This is a genomic window from Arthrobacter sp. B0316-5-4 (assembly GCF_059090325.1).
Genome location: NZ_JBNHFN010000002.1, coordinates 205,949 through 225,181, shown reverse-complemented (window position 1 = coordinate 225,181; position 19,233 = coordinate 205,949). Strand labels below are relative to the sequence as shown.

Genomic DNA, 19,233 nt, shown 5'->3' with positions numbered 1-19,233 from the left:
CGCCCTCAAATCCGGGGCGTGACAACCTCCCTGGCCCCGGTAGCCGATCCGTCATTCGACAACTTCGTCACGGCGTGGGTCAGCGGACGCCTCGGTCCGGCAATGATCAACAACATCGTCATCACGGTGGTCTCAGTGTTCCTGATCGTGGTCATCAGCGCCTCTGCTGCCTATCCCCTGGCGCGAATCACCCGGACATGGTCCAAGCTCACGTTTGCGTTCTTCCTCGGTGGGCTGCTGATTCCCGGCCTCCTCGCCCTGATCCCCCTCTACACCACTTTCCGTGACCTTCAGCTGCTCGGTTCGATCTGGGGCCTGATCATCATCTACGTCGGATCCCAAATGCCGTTCTCGATCTTCCTCTACGTCCAGTTCCTGCGATCCCTGCCACTGGACTTCGAGGAAGCGGCAACATTGGACGGCGGCAGCCCATTCCGGGTCTTCTGGCAAGTCGTCTTCCCGCTCATGCGCCCAATCACCGGCACCGTGGTCATCCTGAACACCATCACCGTATGGAACGACTTCTTCACCCCGCTGCTTTACCTCTCCGGCAGCGGAACCAACACGATCCCGATCGCGATCTATTCATTCACGGGCCAGTACGTAAACCAGTGGGGCACCATTTTCGCCGCCCTCATCATCGGCGTGATTCCCCTCCTGATCTTCTACTTCCTCCTGCAGCGAAGCATCATCAAGGGCTTCGCAGGAGGGCTGAAGGGTTGAGCACACAACGACCCCCGCATCACCGCACAACCAGCACCACCCACACCCCACCCCATGACCTTCAAGGGAGAATCATGCGTCACAAGAAAGTCCTCGCCACCCTCGGCGCGGTAGCCGCCGTCGGCATCGCGTTCACGGGATGTTCCTCCAACCCGCCGGCCGCCAGTTCGAGCGGCACCGTCACAGTAGCGCGGCTGTCAGGGTCCGACGACAAGTGGAAAGCAATTGCAGACAAGTTCCACGAGCTCAACCCTGGCTTGACCGTTGAGTACACCATCATCCCCACCGACAGCTACAACCAGCAGATGGGCACCCGGCTCTCCGCCGGCACGGCCACCGACGTTTTGAACGTCTTTCCGGGCAGCGGTAACGCCACCGCCGTGAGGTCCCTGGCCAAGAACGGATACCTCGCTGATCTTACCGGCGAAAGTTGGGCATCGTCCCAGCCAGAGAGCACCACGTCCCCCACCAGCTACGAGGGCAAGCGGTACATGTTCACCGATGTCGCTACTGCCAACACCCTCGGCGGCGTGTACAACTCCAAGGCGCTGCAGGACGCTGGGCTGAATATCCCCACCACGTACCCCGAGGTCCTCAGCTTCTGCGCCGACGCCCAAAAGGCCGGCAAGGTCGCCTACGCCCTCGGCGCGCAGACCCAGTGGGTCACCCAGCTGGTGACCTATGCGCTGGTTCCCACAGACGTGTACTCCAAGACCCCTGACTTCAACCAAAAGCAGCTGAACAAGGAAGTCACATTCCAGGACAGCGGCTGGGTCGACGCCATGACCAAGTACAAGGAAATGTTCGACAAGGGCTGCTTCAACAAGGACGCCCTGGGAACGTCCGTGGACACCCAAACCGCCATGGTCGCCGACGGACGCGCCCTCGGAGCAATCCAGCTCTCCACCATGGCCAACTCCATGACAGCTGCAAACCCCGAGCTCAAGGTCCATCTCGCCCCGCTGCCGGCAACCGACACCGCGGCCGACACCCGGCTCGGGTTCGGACTTGGCGTGGGCTGGGGCATCAACGCCAAAGCAAAGAACGCCGACGGTGCGAAGAAGTTCGTCGCGTTCCTTGCCAGCAAGGAAGGCAGCGCCATGAACGCCGACAAGTTCGGTGTCGCACCCAACGGTGTGGTCGAAGCCAACGACATCAACAAGCTCGAAGTCCCGTTCGTCGAAGACAACAAGACGGTTCCCTTCCCGGACGTGGACTGGCCCTCACCGCAGGTCCAGAACCTCCACCTGACCGGCATCCAGGAAATGCTCGGTGGTTCTAAAGCCCCCAAGGACGTCCTGACCTCCATGCAGGAAGCCTTCACCGGCGCACTGAAATAGTCGAAACCGTGGAGTGGGGCGGTCATCACAGGTGACCGCCCCTCTTCGCCCGGGTAAGCCGCGCGCTTCGGAAACCTCACGAGATGTTGATTGGAAAATGAAAAGTTCCCCTTTGGTACCTGCAGAGCAAGTTGTCACGAAGCAGGATCTCTCCGGCCCCTGGTTCGAACTGCCCACGGGATCCGCTGCAAAGTCCGGCAGCAGCGTCGCATCGTCCATGAGGTTCCGGTCCCGCATCAGCATCGACTCCCGCTCCGGAGCTCCGGCATGGCTCCACATAGCCGCCGACTCCCGTTATCGGCTGTACGTCAATGGGACGTTCGTTGCTGCTGGCCCCGCGAAACCGTCCGGCCGGACATGGTTCGCCGACACGGTCGATATCGCACCTCACCTCCGCGTCGGGGAAAACATCATCGGAATCGACGTGGTTTCCTACACACCCTCCCAGTTGGGGAACGCCTCCGTTCCGCGTACAGGCAGACCCGGTCTGATGGTTCGAGGATCCGTTGGACACACAGATATGTCAGAACCATCAGCTTGGAAGTGCAGCAGCGTCAAGGGCCGGCGCTTCCATCAAGGCCGGAACACACTCTTCCTCGGTATTCAGGAATCGGTCGACGGAACCCTCAGCGATCCCGATTGGCTCAACCACGACTTCAACGACACGACGTGGCAGATTCCCGCCAGGGACAGCCAGGAGCCATTCAGCGACACGGCCCGGCCAGCACTCGCGCCCAGGCCCATACCAAACCTCACCCTTGATCCCGCCCCAATCAGCGGCATCACCACCTCGTCAGGACCCGACATTGAATGGGACCGACTCGTTCGCGGGGAACCTGTCACCATTCCGCCGAACACCGACGTCAGCGTTGACTTGGACGCCGGGTTTCTGATGACCGCGTTCCTCTCTATCGGCGTCGAAGGAGGCGAGGGAGCACGCCTGGAGGTCACGGCCGCCGAATGCTACGAACAACCACCCATCGACATTCCGTGGCTCAGGCGGAAGGCGGACCGCACCGACCACGTCAACGGTGACCTGTACGGCGACCCGGATACCTACCTCATCTCAGGCTCAGGGACGGGAAAACGTTCGGAGCAATACTCTCCGTTCTGGTTCAGAACGTTCCGTTTCCTCCGAGTGCGGATCACGACGGCGGACGCTCCAGTCCGGATTCGCTCCGTCACCTTCACCAAGACCCACTACCCGCTGGACATCAGCGGCACCTTCGCGTCGTCGTCGAACCTGGACAAGACGCTCTGGGACGTCAGCGTCCGCACACTGCTGAACTGCATGCACGAAACGTTCGAAGATTGCCCCTATTACGAGCAGCTCCAATACGCCATGGACACCCGCTCCCAGGCGCTGTTCTCACTACACCTTTCTACCGATGATCGTCTGATCAAACGGGCCATCGAGGACTTCGCTGCCTCAGGCAGTCCCACCGGTCTGACGGAGAGCCGTTCCCCAAGCGTGGAACCACAGTTCATCCCGGGTTTCTCGCTCTACTGGATCAGGATGATCGCAGAGCACGTCGATTTCATCGGCGACCGGGCTTTCACCGAACGGTTCGTCGGGAGGATCGACGCGGTCCTGGGCTACTTTCGCGACCGGATATCCCCGGATGGCTTCGTCATTTCCGCCGAAGGCGACGGAATCCTTTGGAATTTCGTTGACTGGACCGAAGCATGGCGCACCAGCCGCGGAGTCCCTGAGCTGGGACCATGCCGCGCCAACACGATAGCTACCTTCATGTACATTTCCGCTTTGCACTCGGCTGCGGCCATCGCCGACTTCTGCGACCGGAACGGGCTAGCCCAGGAATACACATCCCGGGCGGCCGCGCTCACCGAAACGGTGAGGCGAGGACCGGCCTGGGATGCAGACGCCGGTTATTACCGGGACAGCGACCGTGGGACGCCGCAAAGTGTCCACGCCCAGATGTGGGCTGTCCTCTCAGGAGTGGTGCAAGGCGGCGCAGCCACCGACCTTCTCCGCCGGGCCGTGGCCGACAAGAGCCTCGCCCCCTGCTCCTACGCCACAGCACTTGATCTCTTCGACGCCCTCAGGATCGCCCACGCCGACGACGGCATCGACTGGAACCCTTGGGAGGACATGCTGGCCCAGAACCTCACGACCTGGGCCGAGGACACAATTAGCCTCCGCAGCGACTGCCACGCGTGGGGCAGCGTGCCCCTCCAGCACTTCCCCCGCTACATCCTCGGCATCTCACCGGCAGCACCCGGCTTCACGCAAGTCGCCATCAATCCAGCACCGAGCACCCTGGACTGGGCGGAAGGCACCGTTCCAACGCCACATGGTCTTGTCAGCGTGGCCTGGAAACGAACCCCCGCCGGAAAAAACGTAACCGTCACGCTGCCCTCAGGTCTCGGCATGACGCTACCCGCCACTGCCACCGCCGTCACCGAGCACGTCACCGGCCACCAACGCACACTGACCTTCAGTCTCTAACGCACCGCTGCGCAGCAACAAGAAAAGAGAACCCGTGAACCCTGCACACACCGACCTCCGAACCGCCCCCTACACCAACGCCACGCTGCCCATCCCGAACCGGGTCGAGGACCTCCTCAGCCGGATGACGCTGGAAGAAAAAGTGGGTCAAATGCTGCAGCTGGACGCCCGCGGCAACCTCGAAGAGCTGGTCTTGGAAAAACGAGCGGGATCACTCCTTCACGCCTCACCCGAACGCATCGTCGAGGCCCGCAAACTCGTCCTGACCACACGGCTGCAGATACCCCTGCTCATGGCAGACGACTGCATCCACGGCCACTCATTCTGGCCAGGAGCCACCATCTTCCCCACGCAACTGGGCATGGCAAGCACCTGGGACCCCGCCCTGGTAGAGCGTGGAGCCCGCGCCACGGCCGTCGAGGTCGCCTCCACCGGCCTGCACTGGACCTTCTCCCCCGTGCTCTGCATCAGCCGCGACCTGCGCTGGGGACGCGTCAACGAAACCTTCGGCGAAGACCCCCACCTGATCGGAGCCTTGGGCAAAGCCATGATCCGCGGCTACCAAGGAAACGGACTCACCGACCCCACGGCAATCCTGGCCACCGCCAAGCACTTCGCCGGCTACTCGGAAACCCAAGGCGGGCGGGACGCCAGCGAAGCCGACATCAGCCAGCGGAAACTACGTTCGTGGTTCCTTCCCCCCTTCCAGGAAGCAGTGGAAGCAGGCTGCCGCACCTTCATGCTCGGCTACCAAGCCATCGACGGGATCCCCGTCACGGCCAACAAGTGGCTCCTCAACGACGTTCTCAAAGGTGAATGGGGGTTCACTGGAACGTTGGTTACCGACTGGGACAACGTTGGTCGCATGGTCTGGGAACAAAAAGTCTGCGAAGACGACGTCCAAGCAGCAACAGTTGCCGTCGAAGCGGGCAACGACCTCGTCATGACCACTCCAGGCTTCTACGAAGGCGCCCAGGAAGCAGTGCACCGTGGCCGGCTCGACGAGGCGCTGATCGATGACGCCGTCCGACGCCTCCTGACCCTGAAGTTCGAGCTGGGGCTCTTCGAAGACCCCCGCATCCCTGACGCAGACCAGCAAGCAAAAGTCATCGGCTGCGCCGACCACGCAGCGACCAACCTGGACATGGCACGCCGGTCCCTTGTGCTGCTCACCAACGACGGAACGCTACCGCTCGACGGCGGCCTGACCCCCTCTGATTCGGGCCGTGCCGCTGCATCCAGTACGCCGCAAACCATCGCCGTCATCGGACCCAACGCCGACGACCCCCACGCCCAACTGGGCGATTGGGCCGGAGCCTCAGGACAAATACCCTGGCTGCCCGACGGCCACCCGCGGCACCTGACCTCCACGGTTCTGGACGGCTTCCGCTCCACAGTCCCGGAAAACTGGACCGTCACCCACGCAAGAGGCGCCGACATCGGGCGCCTCGTACCGGACCCCGCCGGTCCCACATACGCCGACGGACAGCCAAGGCCACCCATGTTCCTCGCGGCCGGGACGGATGAGGCCATGCTCGACGAGGCGATCACCACCGCGCAAGAAGCGGATTACGTCGTAGCCGTCATTGGTGACACCGTGGCGCTGGCCGGGGAAACCAAATCAACCGCAACCCTCGAACTCCAGGGCGGACAGATCGAACTGGTCGAGCGCCTTGTAGAAACCGGTGTTCCCGTCGTGGTCGTATTGATCCAGTCCAAGCCCTCGGTACTTCCCCGGTCCGTTCTCGACGCGGCGGCGATCATCGAAGCGTTTAACCCCGGCATGAAGGGCGGCCAAGCAATAGCAGAATTGGTTTTTGGCCTAATCGAACCCACGGGCCGCCTGCCCATCTCCTTCGCGGGGCACGCCGGCCAACTCCCGATCTACTACAACCAGATCCGCGGCCAGCACGGAGACCGCTATGCAGATCTTTCCCAGGACCCCCTGTTCGCCTTCGGTGAGGGGCTCAGCTACACCTCTGTCGACTACGAGGACCTCCGAATGATTACGGCTGAAGTCACCGCAGACGACCTGATACGCGCCAAAGTCACCCTGACGAACACCGGAACACGGCCCTCCCTGGAAACCGTCCAGGTGTACGTGACCGACGTCGTGACGAGCGTGACGTGGGCTGAACGCGAGCTGAAATCCTTTACTCAAGTCAACGTCGACCCCGGCCAGTCAGTCGACGTCGAATTGTCTCTTCCAGCATCGTCGTGCTCGCTCGTAGACCACAACGGCAATCGAGTCGTTGAACCCGGTGTCTTCGAGCTCTTGGTGGGCAAGCATTCACGGGACAAGCAGATGCTTTCTGCCCAGTTCCGCATCACCAACTGATTCGGAACTGTCCAGCACTGCTATTGATCACTCTGGGTCGTCGCCCGTGGTGGGCTGGTTGCGCTCCACGACGGGCGCGACCTGCACATCACGGCTTTCAGCTTCTCTGTAGCGAGCCTGCAAGATGGGTCGCAATCGTGCGTCCGCTGTGTCCCAATTGCCGTCTCTTATGCGTTGGCGAGCGGTACGACCGTTATCACCCAAATCTATCGCGGGTGGAAGTGCTCTGGGCACTTCCAAACCTGTTAGCAGGATGGGGACAACGACATCGGCCACGTGGCCGCGTATCGCGTTGATGTCCGTAACAGGATTTACCCACGCTTCATAGGGGCTGGGCCGCCGGACCATTACCGCTGTATTCGTCTCCAGAATGGACACCTGTCCCCACCTTGTGGCTGGCCCCATGGGCTCGCCCACCTTAATTTCCTGATGGGCTAGGTCCTGAGCTGCGAGAGGAACGGAATCGCTGGAAATAAAGGTCCGTGCCAAGGCAACGCGGACGGACCTGTGTTTGTCAGAGTTGGAGTAGGCCTGCAGAAGCCGGAGAGGATGGGCAGTTTCAACTTCCTGACGCAATGCTCCGGCCAAGGCCTTGCTCATCGAAGGAACTCCGCTATGCAGATCTACAAAAGGTTGAAGTGTCCTGAGTCGTCGTCCTAGGGTAGTCTCCGCACCGAACGCTGTGATCTTTTCCTTGAGCCTTCGTTTCGTCCAATTGTCTAATTTTTCTTGGGACTCCAGGATGGGCATGTTAACCAAGGTGGCCGTGGGGCCCTCGAGGTGACCATGTTCTTGTTCGATGAGGTACCAGACGACGTTGTCAATCGCTGCTCGAATGTGATTTACGGCCTCGCTGAACAGAAGAGACGCCGCGGGAGGGATGGGGCGCATGGACGTCAAGAACATTTGAACCCGGTCCCCCTGTCGAACCTGTTCCAACTCCAGCGGCCCATCCGCAGACCATTTGGAAGTAAGGTCCCCAATTTTGAACGCGCATTCATCGGCTCTTGCCAACCTTAGGGCTACAGGCTCCAGCTCTTCGGGTAGCCAGGTGAAATTCTCGGTCCGGTCAGCGTTGGTCACAGCAGCCAACTTACCTCCTTGCTGCCAGAAGCTCCTTCGATGAATTTTCATGCCATCGGTGGCGAGGAGCATTTAGTCGAAACCGGTCGTCATAGCGGGTTCAGATTTGCGGGGAGAATGAAACTCAAGTCGGGACAAACCCCGGCCGTCTGAGACCTCGTCGAAGGAGTTCCGTGGATCCGTTAGCACCGCTGAATCGTCAAGACCCGTGCTGGTGTGGATCGGGCAAGACATACCGCCTTTGCCATCGGAAACTGCACACCCCGCGCTCGCAGCCAGGAGACCCGGTACCGGAAGACGACAACAATACGATCTGGTTGAGCCCAAGCATCCGGATGGACCGCTCCCTTCTGCCGAAGATGATGCCCGCTGGCGGTCTGCCCATCATGGCTCCTACTACTGAGCCTGGCCCGAGAACAGTCCAATACAGCGAACTTGAACGCCTAGCTGCTCACACCCGGCGCGAAGGTTCAACGAAAAGCCCGGAAACTCTGGGCAAGCTGCGGGTGGAAGTTCTCAAAGAACTTGTGAACTGCCCCGACAATGACTCATCCGTCTCTGACGCCCATGTGGAAAGCATCCTCGGCCTGGCGGTCATGACCATGCAAACCGCCAGCAGCCTCACCGAAAAGCATAAGGACCGGACGGTTTTATGGAACGAGGAACTGGAGGCCGATGTTTTCCTCAGCCGCACTCTCCTACTGGCAGATCACGTTTTCGTGCCCGACTACCTCTTGGAAGCAGTGTCGGAAGACGCCACCAATCGCAGCCTGAAAGAGGCCGCGCAAAAGCTCCTCAGACACAAAAATCTCCTGACGGCGGGCATCTTAATTCCGATACCCGACGGTGTCAGCCGCGCTGTTCAGGGACGCAGCGTCCAGGAGCGAACCGCCCAGGACCTCCAGCAAGCAGAAATCGTCGATTTCGTCCGCAGCCAACTCGTCTTAGAAGGGCCCACAGCCAGAGAAGTCATCTTCGGTTCGGTCAAAGACGACCTGGAGAAGGAAGCCTTCCCCCAGATGTGGTTCAACGCGCGCATCGACCCCGAAAGCGTCGACCCAACGACCAGGGAGTTCACCACACGGCTGCTGCAGCGTTACGAAGCCGACCACGACTACACGGCTTGGATCACCAAATGCCAAAATGATGCCATCTCCTACTACGTGCAGCGCACCAACGAACGGCTAGTCTCCGCCGATGTCTTCGGTGCCCAGTACGTCTCAGCCTCCCGTTTCGAGGCCCGACTGTTGCAGCGCCGAGCCGCAATCCTCACACCTCATCCCGCGCAGGCGGCTATCTGGGCTGACATTCCGATGCTCAGCGATCTCTCCAGCGCTGGCCTGGCGTCCCTCTTACGGTATGAAGCACCCATCCAAGACCTCCGAAAGCGCATCCGGAGGGCTCTTATGACAGCTCAGGACACCAACCAGGAAGTCCTTGCCCTCACCCAAGCCGCACAGGAAATCGAAGACGCCTCACAGGCCCTTACCAATCGCATCAAAACGAACCGGCTCCTGTCCGGCATCATCCCCGCTGCCGGCTCCGCGATTGGCATGGGCATCGCCTCCGCTGGAGGTTTGCCAGGGATTACCGGCGCCGCACTCGGAACGCTCACCACCATGGCCCCATACTTAGCGACCCGCATTGAATCACGTCGGGAAGCCTCCTACCTCTACGTGGCAGCCAGACGAGTCCGTCAGCGGGAAACCAAGAGACAGCAAAGAAAATCCAAACGCTAGGTTGGGTACGAGTCCAAGCGGCGCTCGGCCTGCATCTCCGGAAGGCAGACCATTACCGCCGCGTTCAAGATCCACTGAAGAAGTGACATTTCGGGAACAGCGGCGGTGACAAGGACAAAGCCGTGAAGAGAGCTGGTTGAGTTCAGGAGTGCAGCTAGCCAGCCCCCGGTTTGAGGTGTGGGAAGGCACCCGAAAAGGAGCAGGGCCTACCGGAGCAAGGTGCAGTGACGGGCAGATGCCTGCTGTACAAAGACGCTCTGCTCCAGCCCACCAGGCGTGCAGCCTCTTGAGCGATGCGACGCTTCGCCCGCTCTTGCTGCCCGATGACGAGCCTTCTGCGATTTCTGCAGGATTCACCAAAGGCCGGCCAGGCCTAGTGTCACTGGCTTTGGTAGCGAGGAGATGCACCCACAAGGGACATCAAAGGACTGCAATCCCTCAAAATAAAGAGGATTTAAGTGTGGACAATGTCCACACCCCCTTTGGCCTGACAAAGCAGCCACCATCCACGACTCCTCGCTCCAGGAACGAACCAAAGTCAGGATCTTCAGTGCAAGGTCCCGAAGTCATGTCGTGCGCAGCATCCCTACCCATGAAGAGGTGTAGGCCCACCACGACCTACCGAACGATCCAGGAAAGGACCGCATAGCCCCAGTTCAGAGCAAGCGGAGGGCCCGCCAGCCACGACCCTGAACCCGCTCCCCCACAACCAAACAGGCGACCCGCGGCGCCAGGCACACCCCGCGGCCAGTGTCAGAGGGACCTGACCAACCAGAATGTACACACATTAAAGCAAAAACCCCCTCTGACGAGGGGGTATGCCGTGCCCGAGGTGGGACTCGAACCCACACACCTTTCGATACTGCATTTTGAGTGCAGCGCGTCTGCCAATTCCGCCACTCGGGCGCGGATTACCGGGAAGTTAATTCTCGCTGACTGCCCTCACTTCTGTGAGCAACGCGATCCTTTCCCAGCACGCGAAACTACTCTACATGCAGATAGGCTGATTCAAAGAACCGGGCGCGCTGATGCAACAAAAACCAGCCATCAATGAGTCCACACTAAGATGGACATGAACCCGCCGAACCTTTTCAAGGAGATCCCGTGACCGAACAGACGGAGTCCACGTCCACAAGCCAGCCGGCCCGCCGCGTTGTCGTAGCCGAGGATGAGACCCTCATCCGCTTGGACATTATCGAGATCCTGAAGGGCGAAGGGTACGACGTCGTCGGCGAGGCAGACAACGGCGAGAAGGCCGTGCAGTTGGCTGAGGAGCTCAAGCCTGACTTGGTCCTCATGGACGTCAAAATGCCCGTGATGGACGGCATCTCGGCTGCCGAGAAGATCGTCAAGGCACGCATCGCCCCTGTGGTGTTGCTGACGGCTTTCAGCCAGAAGGAACTGGTGGAGCGTGCACGCGACGCTGGTGCCATGGCGTACGTCGTGAAGCCGTTCTCCCCCGCGGACCTTATCCCCGCCATCGAGATTGCCTTGAGCCGCCATGAGGAAATCAAGGCGCTTGAGAACGAGGTGTCCGACCTCCAGGAGCAGTTCGCCACGCGCAAGCTTGTAGAGCGCGCCAAGAGCCTCCTGACCACCAAAATGGGCCTGACGGAGCCGGAAGCGTTCCGTTGGATCCAGAAGACCTCCATGGACCGTCGCCTCAGCATGCGTGAGGTTGCCGAAACCATCATCAACCAGGTCAACTAACACCAAGCAACGCACGACGGCGGCCGGTCACCTCACGTGAGGTGACCGGCCGCCGTCGTACTCGCCTTGGACAAAAAAGTGGGCCCCGCCAGACGGCGGGGCCCAATTTCATAACTAAGGACTATGCCTTGGTTTTGGACTTCTTTTCAGGCCACGGGCCAACGGGTTCCTTGCGGGAGCCTTCGTCGGTCTTGGAGGTGTCGGCGAGGTCGCCTACCTTGTGGACCTTCAGCGAGTTGGTGGACCCGGCCTGTCCTGGAGGGGAACCGGCTGCGATGACAACCAGGTCGCCTTCGTCAACGAGGTCCATTTCCAGCAGGCTCTTGTCCACCTGTGCGGTCATTTCGTCGGTGTGACCCACGGACGGGACCAACACCGGCTGGATGCCCCAGGTGAGGGCGAGCTGGTTCCAGACGTGTTCCACCGGGGTGAACGCGAAGACCGGCTTGACCGGGCGCAGGCGCGAAAGGCGGCGTGCCGAGTCACCGGACTGGGTGAACGTACAGATGAACTTGGCGTCCAGCTGGTCGGCGATTTCGACGGCGGCACGGGTGATGGCGCCACCGCGGGTCTTGGGCTTGGTGCCCAGCGGGGGGACGCGCTCAAGACCATGTACTTCGGTGGACTCGATGATCCGGGCCATGACCTTGACGGTTTCGATGGGGTATTGGCCCACGGAGGTTTCACCGGAGAGCATCACTGCGTCGGCGCCGTCGAGAACTGCGTTGGCGCAGTCGGAAGCCTCGGCGCGCGTCGGGCGCGGGTTGTCGATCATGGATTCGAGGACCTGGGTGGCCACGATGACCGGCTTGGCCCAGCGGCGTGCCAGTTCAATGGCGCGCTTCTGGACGATCGGCACCTCTTCGAGCGGCAGCTCGACGCCGAGGTCGCCACGGGCAACCATGATGGCGTCGAACGCGTCGATGATTTCGTGGAGCTGCTCCACTGCCTGCGGCTTTTCGATCTTGGCGATCACCGGCACGCGGCGGCCTTCTTCGTCCATGATCTCGTGGACGCGGGTGATGTCGGAAGCATCACGCACGAACGAGAGCGCGATCAGGTCGGCACCGCGCTTAAGGGCCCAACGGAGGTCGTCCTCGTCCTTTTCGCTCAGCGCGGGGACGTTGACGGCAACACCGGGAAGGTTGATGCCCTTGTTGTTGGAAACCTTGCCGCCAACGGTAACGGTGGTGACGACCTTGACGTCGTCGACCTCGACGGCGCGCAGCGCCACCTTGCCGTCGTCGATGAGCAGGGCGTCGCCAACGTTGACGTCCTCGGTGAGGCTCTTGAGCGTCGTGGAGCAGATGTCCTTGGTGCCGGGAACGTCTTCGGTGGTGATGGTGAAGGTGTCGCCGACGGCCAGCTCGTGGGGGCCGTCAACAAAGCGACCCAGGCGGATCTTGGGTCCCTGGAGGTCGGCCATGATGGCGACGGGCTTGTGCAGCTGCGCCGCAGCCTTGCGGACGTTTTCGTAGGTGATGTCGTGTACGGAGTAGTCGCCGTGGCTCATGTTCATGCGGGCAACGTCAACGCCGGCCTCCAGCACCGCGAGGGTGTTGTCGAAGCTGGAGATAGCCGGGCCGAAAGTTGCCACAATTTTCGCGCGTCTCATATACCTACCCTAAGTAGTTCATGCTGATTGAGTAAAAGATCGTTCCTGCCGGCGCTATAAGACCGCTATTGCCCGGTCGGTGGGGGCGACCGGTGCCGGGAGGATGGTGCTTCCCATCAGGAACTTGTCCACTGCGGCCGCGCATGCACGGCCTTCCGCAATGGCCCACACAATCAGTGACTGGCCACGTCCGGCATCGCCGGCAACGAACACACCTTCAGTGTTCGTCATGTAGTAGCCGTCGCGGGCAACGTTGCCCCGACCGTCGAACTCTGCGCTGACCTGTTCCGTGATCCCTGCCGGCTCAGCACCGGTGAAGCCAAGGCTCAAGAACACAAGGTCAGCAGGAATAACCCGCTCAGTACCGGCCTTGGGCAGGCGTTTGCCGTCCACGAACTCGGTTTCAGCAACCTTGACGCCGGTGAGCTTGCCGTTTTCTCCGACAAATTCAACGGTGGATGCAAGGTAAGTACGTTCGCCGCCTTCTTCGTGGGCGCTGGCGACCTCGAAAAGGGTGGGGAAGGTTGGCCACGGCTGGTGGAGGGCACGTTCCGACGGCGGCTGCTTGCCGATCGCGAGCGTGGTCACCGACGCTGCCTGGTGGCGGTGGGCGGTACCGATGCAGTCAGCACCCGTATCGCCACCACCCAGGATGACGACATGCTTGCCACGGGCATCAATGTGGTTCTCGGGCTTCTCCCCCGCGACGGCCCGGTTCGACGGAACCAGGTAGTCCATGGCGAAGTGGACGCCCTCGAGGTCACGGCCCGGGATGGGAAGATCGCGCGGGACGGTCGCGCCGGTTGCAACAACCACGGCGTCGTAACGACGGCGCAGCTGCTCCCAGGTGACGTCGGTGCCGACGGCCACTCCGGTACGGAAGCGGGTTCCCTCTGCCTTCATCTGTTCCAGGCGGCGGTCAACCTGCTCCTTCTCCATTTTGAAGTCGGGGATGCCGTAGCGGAGCAGGCCACCGATTTTGTCATCGCGCTCGTAAACGGCAACGGTGTGGCCCACCCGCGTCAGCTGCTGCGCGACTGCCAAGCCCGCAGGACCTGAACCGACAACGGCCACCGTCTTGCCGGTGAGGCGCGTCGGCGGAAGGGGCTGGACCCAGTCGTTCTCGAAGGCCTGGTCGATGATCGAGACCTCAACCTGCTTGATGGTGACGGCAGGCTGGTTGATCCCCAGCACGCACGACGCCTCGCAGGGCGCCGGACACAGGCGGCCCGTGAACTCCGGGAAGTTGTTCGTGGCGTGAAGGCGCTCAATCGCTTCTTCACCCTTGTCACGCCACACGAGGTCGTTCCACTCGGGAATCAGGTTGCCCAAGGGGCAGCCCTGGTGGCAGAACGGAACGCCACAGTCCATGCAGCGGCCGGCCTGGCTCTTCAGGACACCCTTTTCCTGGGCTTCGTAAACTTCTTTCCAGTCCATGATGCGGACGGGAACGGGACGGCGTGGCTGCGTTTCGCGCTGCCTGACTTTCAGAAATCCGCGTGGATCAGCCACCGGTTACCTCCAGGATTCGGGACCATACTTCTTCGCCATCGGGATCAAGGCCCTCTTCGATGGCGTCGAGACGGGTCTGCAGGACTGCGGCGTAGTCGCGCGGCAGTACTTTGGTGATGCGGGCGGCGGTGTCGTCGAAGTTCTCGAGCAGACGGCCAGCCAGGACGGATTCGGTTTCCTCGACGTGCTTGGTGAGCAGGCCGTGGACGATGTCGCGGTCCTCGGCGTCGAGCTCCAGGAGTTGGAGTTCACCGGTGTCGAGGGCCAGCTTGTTGACGCGCTCAGGCTGGAGGTCCAGCACATAAGCGGTACCACCGGACATGCCGGCACCGAAGTTACGGCCGGTCCGGCCGATGATCAGCGTCTGGCCTCCGGTCATGTACTCGCAACCGTGGTCGCCAATACCTTCGACGACGGCGGTCGCACCGGAGTTGCGGACCAGGAAGCGTTCGCCCACCTGGCCGCGCAGGAACATTTCGCCGCTGGTTGCACCGTAACCGATGACGTTGCCGGCGATGACGTTCCGTTCGGCCTGGAACACGTTGGTCCGGTCCGGGCGGACGATGATCCGGCCGCCGGAGAGTCCCTTGCCAACGTAGTCGTTGGAGTCACCGAACATGCGCAGGGTAATGCCGGCGGGCAGGAACGCGCCGAGGGACTGGCCCGCGGTGCCGTTGAGCGTGATGTCGATGGTGTCCGTGGCGAGCACATCGATGCCGAACGTCTTGGTCACCACGTGGCCGAGCATCGTTCCCACGGAACGGTCCGTGTTGATGACGTCGAGGGTGATCTTGACGGGCATGCGGTCGCTGAGCGCTTCCTGTGCCATGGTGATCAGGCGCTGGTCGAAGTGCTTGTCCAGCTCATGGTTCTGGCCGGTCATGTTGCGCAGCGGCACATCATCGTCGAACTCAAGGCCGTGCAGGATCGGATCCAGGTCCAGTCCTTCGGCCTTCCAGTGATTGATTGCCTCACGGGTGTCCAGTACCTCGGCGTGGCCGATCGCCTCTTCCAGGCTGCGGAAACCAAGCTCGGCCAGAATTTCGCGGACTTCTTCTGCGAGGAACTCGAAGAAGTTGACCACGAACTCGGGCTTGCCATTGAACCGCGAACGAAGCTCAGGGTTCTGCGTGGCAACGCCCACCGGGCAGGTGTCCAAGTGGCAGACGCGCATCATGATGCAGCCCGAAACCACCAGCGGGGCGGTCGCGAAACCATACTCCTCGCCACCCAACAGGGCAGCAATGACGACGTCGCGCCCGGTCTTGAGCTGGCCGTCAACCTGGACCACTACGCGATCACGGAGACCGTTGAGCATGAGGGTCTGCTGGGTCTCGGCCAGGCCGAGTTCCCACGGCACACCCGCGTGCTTGAGCGAGTTCAGCGGCGAGGCGCCGGTACCGCCGTCGTGACCTGAAACGAGCACGACGTCGGCCTTCGCCTTGGTGACGCCGGACGCCACCGTGCCGATCCCGACTTCCGAAACAAGCTTGACGTGTACCCGAGCGGAAGGATTCGCGCGCTTGGCATCATAGATGAGCTGCGCGAGGTCTTCGATCGAGTAAATGTCGTGGTGCGGGGGCGGAGAAATGAGTCCCACGCCGGGTGTGGAGTGACGCGTCCGGGCTACCCAGGGGTAGACCTTCTGTGCCATCAGCTGGCCACCTTCGCCGGGCTTGGCACCCTGGGCCATCTTGATCTGGATGTCTTCGGCGTTGGTCAGGTACAGGCTGGTCACGCCGAAACGGCCGGACGCGATCTGCTTGATCGCCGAACGGCGTTCCGGATCGAGCAGGCGATCGACGTCCTCGCCACCTTCACCGGTGTTGGACTTACCGCCGAGGCGGTTCATGGCGATGGCCAAGGTCTCGTGCGCTTCCTTGGAGATGGAGCCGTAGCTCATGGCCCCGGTGGAGAAACGCTTGACGATGCTGGATACCGGCTCGACTTCTTCGAGCGGGACCGCCGGACGTACGCCGTCCTTGAACTTGAGGAGCCCGCGAAGGGTCATCAGGTTCTCTGACTGGTCATCGATGCCCTTGGTGTAGGACTTGAAGATGTCGTAGCGGCGTTCGCGGGTTGCGTGCTGCAGGCGGAACACCGTCTCCGGGTTGAAGAGGTGTGGTTCGCCGTCGCGGCGCCACTGGTACTCGCCACCACCAAGCAGCGGCTGGTGCGGGTGCTCGATGCCGCCCTCCGGGTACGCCATCTGGTGGCGTGCCGAAACCTCCGCGGCGATGACGTCCAGGCCCACGCCACCCAGCTGGGAGTGGGTGCCGGAGAAGAACTCATCCACAAGTTCCTGGGACAGGCCCAGGGCCTCAAAGGTCTGTGCGCCCGTGTAGGAAGCCACCGTGGAGATGCCCATCTTGGACATGATCTTCAGGACACCCTTGCCGAGGCCCTTGATGAGGTTGTAGACGCCGTCTTCCGGCGTGACGCCAACGACGTCGCCGTTGGAGATCAGCTGTTCCACCGATTCCATGGCGAGGTACGGGTTCACAGCCGACGCGCCGTAGCCGATCAGCACGGCGACATGGTGCGTCTCGCGGACGTCGCCGGCTTCAACCACGAGAGCGGTCTTGGTGCGGTTCGCACTGCGAAGCAAGTGGTGGTGGACTGCGCTGACGAGCAGCAGCGACGGAATCGGCGCCCACTGGGCGTTCGAGTCACGGTCGGACAGCACGACGTACTGCACGCCGCGGTTGATCGCACCGGAAACCTGCTCGCAGATTTCGGTCAGGCGGGCACGCAGCGCCGCTTCCCCGCCCTCGGGGCGGTACAGGCCGCGGACCTTCATGGCGATGCGGTCGCCATCGGGACTCTCGATGTTGGCGATCTTGGCGAGCTGGTCGTTGTTGATCACCGGGAACGGCAGCGAAATCTGCGGCTGGCGGACCTGCTTGCCATCCAACAGGTTGCCGTTCGGGCCGATGGCGCACTTCAGCGACGTCACCAGCTCTTCACGGATGGCGTCCAGCGGCGGGTTGGTTACCTGCGCAAACGACTGCACGAAGTAGTCGAACAGCAGACGCGGACGCTTGGAGAGCACGGCAACAGGAGTGTCCGAACCCATGGCACCCAAAGGCTCGGCACCTGTCCTGGACATCGGACCAAGCAGGATCTTCAGCTCTTCGGTGGTGTAGCCAAAGGTGCGCTGGCGGATGTTCACCGACGCGGCAGTATGCAGCACGTGCTCGCGTTCGGGGAGCTCGTTGATGTCGATCAGGTTGTCCTTGAGCCACTCGGCCCACGGATTGGCTGCAGCAACTTCCGCCTTGACCTCGGCGTCGTCGATGATGCGGCCGGCCTCGGTGTCCACCAGGAACATCTTGCCGGGAGCAACGCGGCCCTTCTTGACCACGTTGGAGGGCTCAACCTCGATCACGCCAACCTCGGAGGCGAAGATGACCAGGCCGTCTTCGGTGATCCAGTAGCGTCCGGGGCGGAGCCCGTTGCGGTCCAGGGTTGCGCCGACCAGGCTGCCGTCGGTGAACGACACAGCTGCCGGACCATCCCACGGCTCCATGAGCAGGGAGTGGTATTCGTAGAAGGCCCGGCGGGCCGGATCCATGGTGGCGTGGTTCTCCCAGGCCTCCGGGATCATCATCATGATGGAGTGCGTGATCGGGCGGCCGGAGAGCCAGAGGAGCTCAGCAACTTCATCGAAGGAGGCCGAGTCCGAGGCACCCGGGGTGCAGATCGGGTACAGCTCTTCAGGCACGGAGCCCAGGAGCGGGCTGGCCAGCTGCGACTGGCGGGCACGCATCCAGTTGCGGTTGCCCTTGACCGTGTTGATTTCGCCGTTGTGGGCGATGGTGCGGAACGGCTGCGCCAAGGGCCACGACGGGAACGTGTTGGTGGAGAAGCGCGAGTGCACGATCGCAAGCTTGGTCTTGAAGCGCTTGTCCGAAAGGTCCGGATAGAAGGGCTCGAGCTGCGCGGTGGTGAGCATGCCCTTGTAAACGATGGTGCGCGAGGACAGCGAGGGGAAGTAGACGCCGAACTTGTTCTGCGCCCGCTTACGGATACGCCAGGCACGGGAGTCCAGCTCATTGTGTTCGAGCTGCTCACCGTTGGCTGAGGCAAAGAACGGCTGCGAGAAGTACGGCATGCACGCACGCGCCATGGCACCGACAAGGTCGGCAACCACGGGAACCTCACGCCAGCCGAGGACTGTCAGGCCCTCGTCAGCGGCGAGTGCTTCGATACCGGCCTTCGCGTTATCGGCTTCGCGGGATTCGGCCGGGAGGAAGGCGGTGCCCACCACGTATTGACCTGGGGCAGGCAGTTCGAATTCGGCAACGGCCCGGAAGAACTCGTCCGGCACCTGCATGAGCAGGCCCGCACCGTCTCCGGTGCCTTCATCGGCGCCAACAGCACCGCGGTGTTCGAGATTGCGGAGGGCGGTCAGTGCCGCTTCCACGATGTCGTATCCCGGTTCCCCGCGGAGCGTGGCAATAATTGCCAGGCCGCAGGCGTCCTTCTCCTTATCAGGGTTGTAAAGACCCTGGGCCTCCGGGAGCGCAGCAAAGCGCTTGAACGGAGACATGGCACCCTGAGGTTCGATATTTTCGGACCAACCGGGGTTATGAAGATGGGTCATGGGAGACGTCCTTCCTCGAGATCGTGCGTATGGAAGGGACAACGTTGGCCCCACCTTGCCTACCCTGTGACGGGCATAACAAAGCGCTAGTACTTGG

General features: G+C 61.9%; 10 protein-coding genes and 1 tRNA gene. 6 read left to right on the top strand and 5 right to left on the bottom strand.

The annotated features are described in order from the left end of the window. Positions 1-18: 18 nt before the first annotated feature. The 4 genes from AC5RU9_RS05335 to AC5RU9_RS05320 all read left to right on the top strand — a co-directional run bounded on the left by AC5RU9_RS05335 (position 19) and on the right by AC5RU9_RS05320 (position 6,871). Positions 19-723, top strand: a complete 705-nt coding sequence (locus tag AC5RU9_RS05335) for a carbohydrate ABC transporter permease (protein ID WP_494015607.1) — start codon at positions 19-21, stop codon at positions 721-723. Between the two features lie 74 nt (positions 724-797). Next, on the top strand, positions 798-2,063 hold the full coding sequence (locus tag AC5RU9_RS05330; protein WP_494015606.1) for an ABC transporter substrate-binding protein: 1,266 nt from the start codon (positions 798-800) through the stop codon (positions 2,061-2,063). A 97-nt stretch (positions 2,064-2,160) separates the two neighbouring features. Continuing rightward, positions 2,161-4,533, top strand: coding sequence for an alpha-L-rhamnosidase-related protein (locus AC5RU9_RS05325; protein ID WP_494015605.1), 2,373 nt, complete (start codon positions 2,161-2,163; stop codon positions 4,531-4,533). Between the two features lie 34 nt (positions 4,534-4,567). After that, positions 4,568-6,871, top strand: a complete 2,304-nt coding sequence (locus AC5RU9_RS05320) for an exo-beta-d-1,3/1,6-glucosidase (protein WP_494015604.1) — start codon at positions 4,568-4,570, stop codon at positions 6,869-6,871. Positions 6,872-6,898: 27 nt separating this feature from the next. On the opposite strand, the gene AC5RU9_RS05315 is transcribed toward AC5RU9_RS05320, so the two are convergent. Further along, positions 6,899-7,954, bottom strand: a complete 1,056-nt coding sequence (locus AC5RU9_RS05315; protein WP_494015603.1) for a hypothetical protein — start codon at positions 7,952-7,954, stop codon at positions 6,899-6,901. A gap of 173 nt (positions 7,955-8,127) precedes the next feature. Here AC5RU9_RS05315 and AC5RU9_RS05310 point away from each other — a divergent pair, with 173 nt between their 5' ends. After that, the gene (locus tag AC5RU9_RS05310) at positions 8,128-9,693 is read left to right on the top strand and encodes an SEC-C domain-containing protein (RefSeq protein ID WP_494015602.1); all 1,566 of its coding nucleotides are present in this window, start codon (positions 8,128-8,130) and stop codon (positions 9,691-9,693) included. An 824-nt stretch (positions 9,694-10,517) separates the two neighbouring features. Here the strand turns inward: AC5RU9_RS05310 and AC5RU9_RS05305 are convergent. After that, positions 10,518-10,599, bottom strand: a tRNA-Leu gene (locus AC5RU9_RS05305). A gap of 198 nt (positions 10,600-10,797) precedes the next feature. On the opposite strand from AC5RU9_RS05305, the gene AC5RU9_RS05300 reads away from it, so the two are divergent. Then, entirely contained in the window at positions 10,798-11,403 is a 606-nt protein-coding gene (locus AC5RU9_RS05300; RefSeq protein WP_141282080.1) for an ANTAR domain-containing response regulator, read from the top strand. A gap of 121 nt (positions 11,404-11,524) precedes the next feature. On the opposite strand, the gene pyk is transcribed toward AC5RU9_RS05300, so the two are convergent. The 3 genes from pyk to gltB are packed head-to-tail and all read right to left on the bottom strand — an operon-like array spanning position 11,525 to position 19,136. Next, positions 11,525-13,018, bottom strand: a complete 1,494-nt coding sequence (gene pyk / locus AC5RU9_RS05295; protein WP_211714133.1) for a pyruvate kinase — start codon at positions 13,016-13,018, stop codon at positions 11,525-11,527. A 54-nt stretch (positions 13,019-13,072) separates the two neighbouring features. Next, the gene (locus tag AC5RU9_RS05290; protein ID WP_211714132.1) at positions 13,073-14,530 is read right to left on the bottom strand and encodes a glutamate synthase subunit beta; all 1,458 of its coding nucleotides are present in this window, start codon (positions 14,528-14,530) and stop codon (positions 13,073-13,075) included. Beyond that, complete coding sequence (gene gltB / locus AC5RU9_RS05285) at positions 14,523-19,136, bottom strand: glutamate synthase large subunit (RefSeq protein WP_494015601.1); 4,614 nt, start codon at positions 19,134-19,136, stop codon at positions 14,523-14,525. Before gltB ends, AC5RU9_RS05290 begins: the two co-directional genes overlap by 8 nt. Positions 19,137-19,233 lie beyond the last annotated feature (97 nt).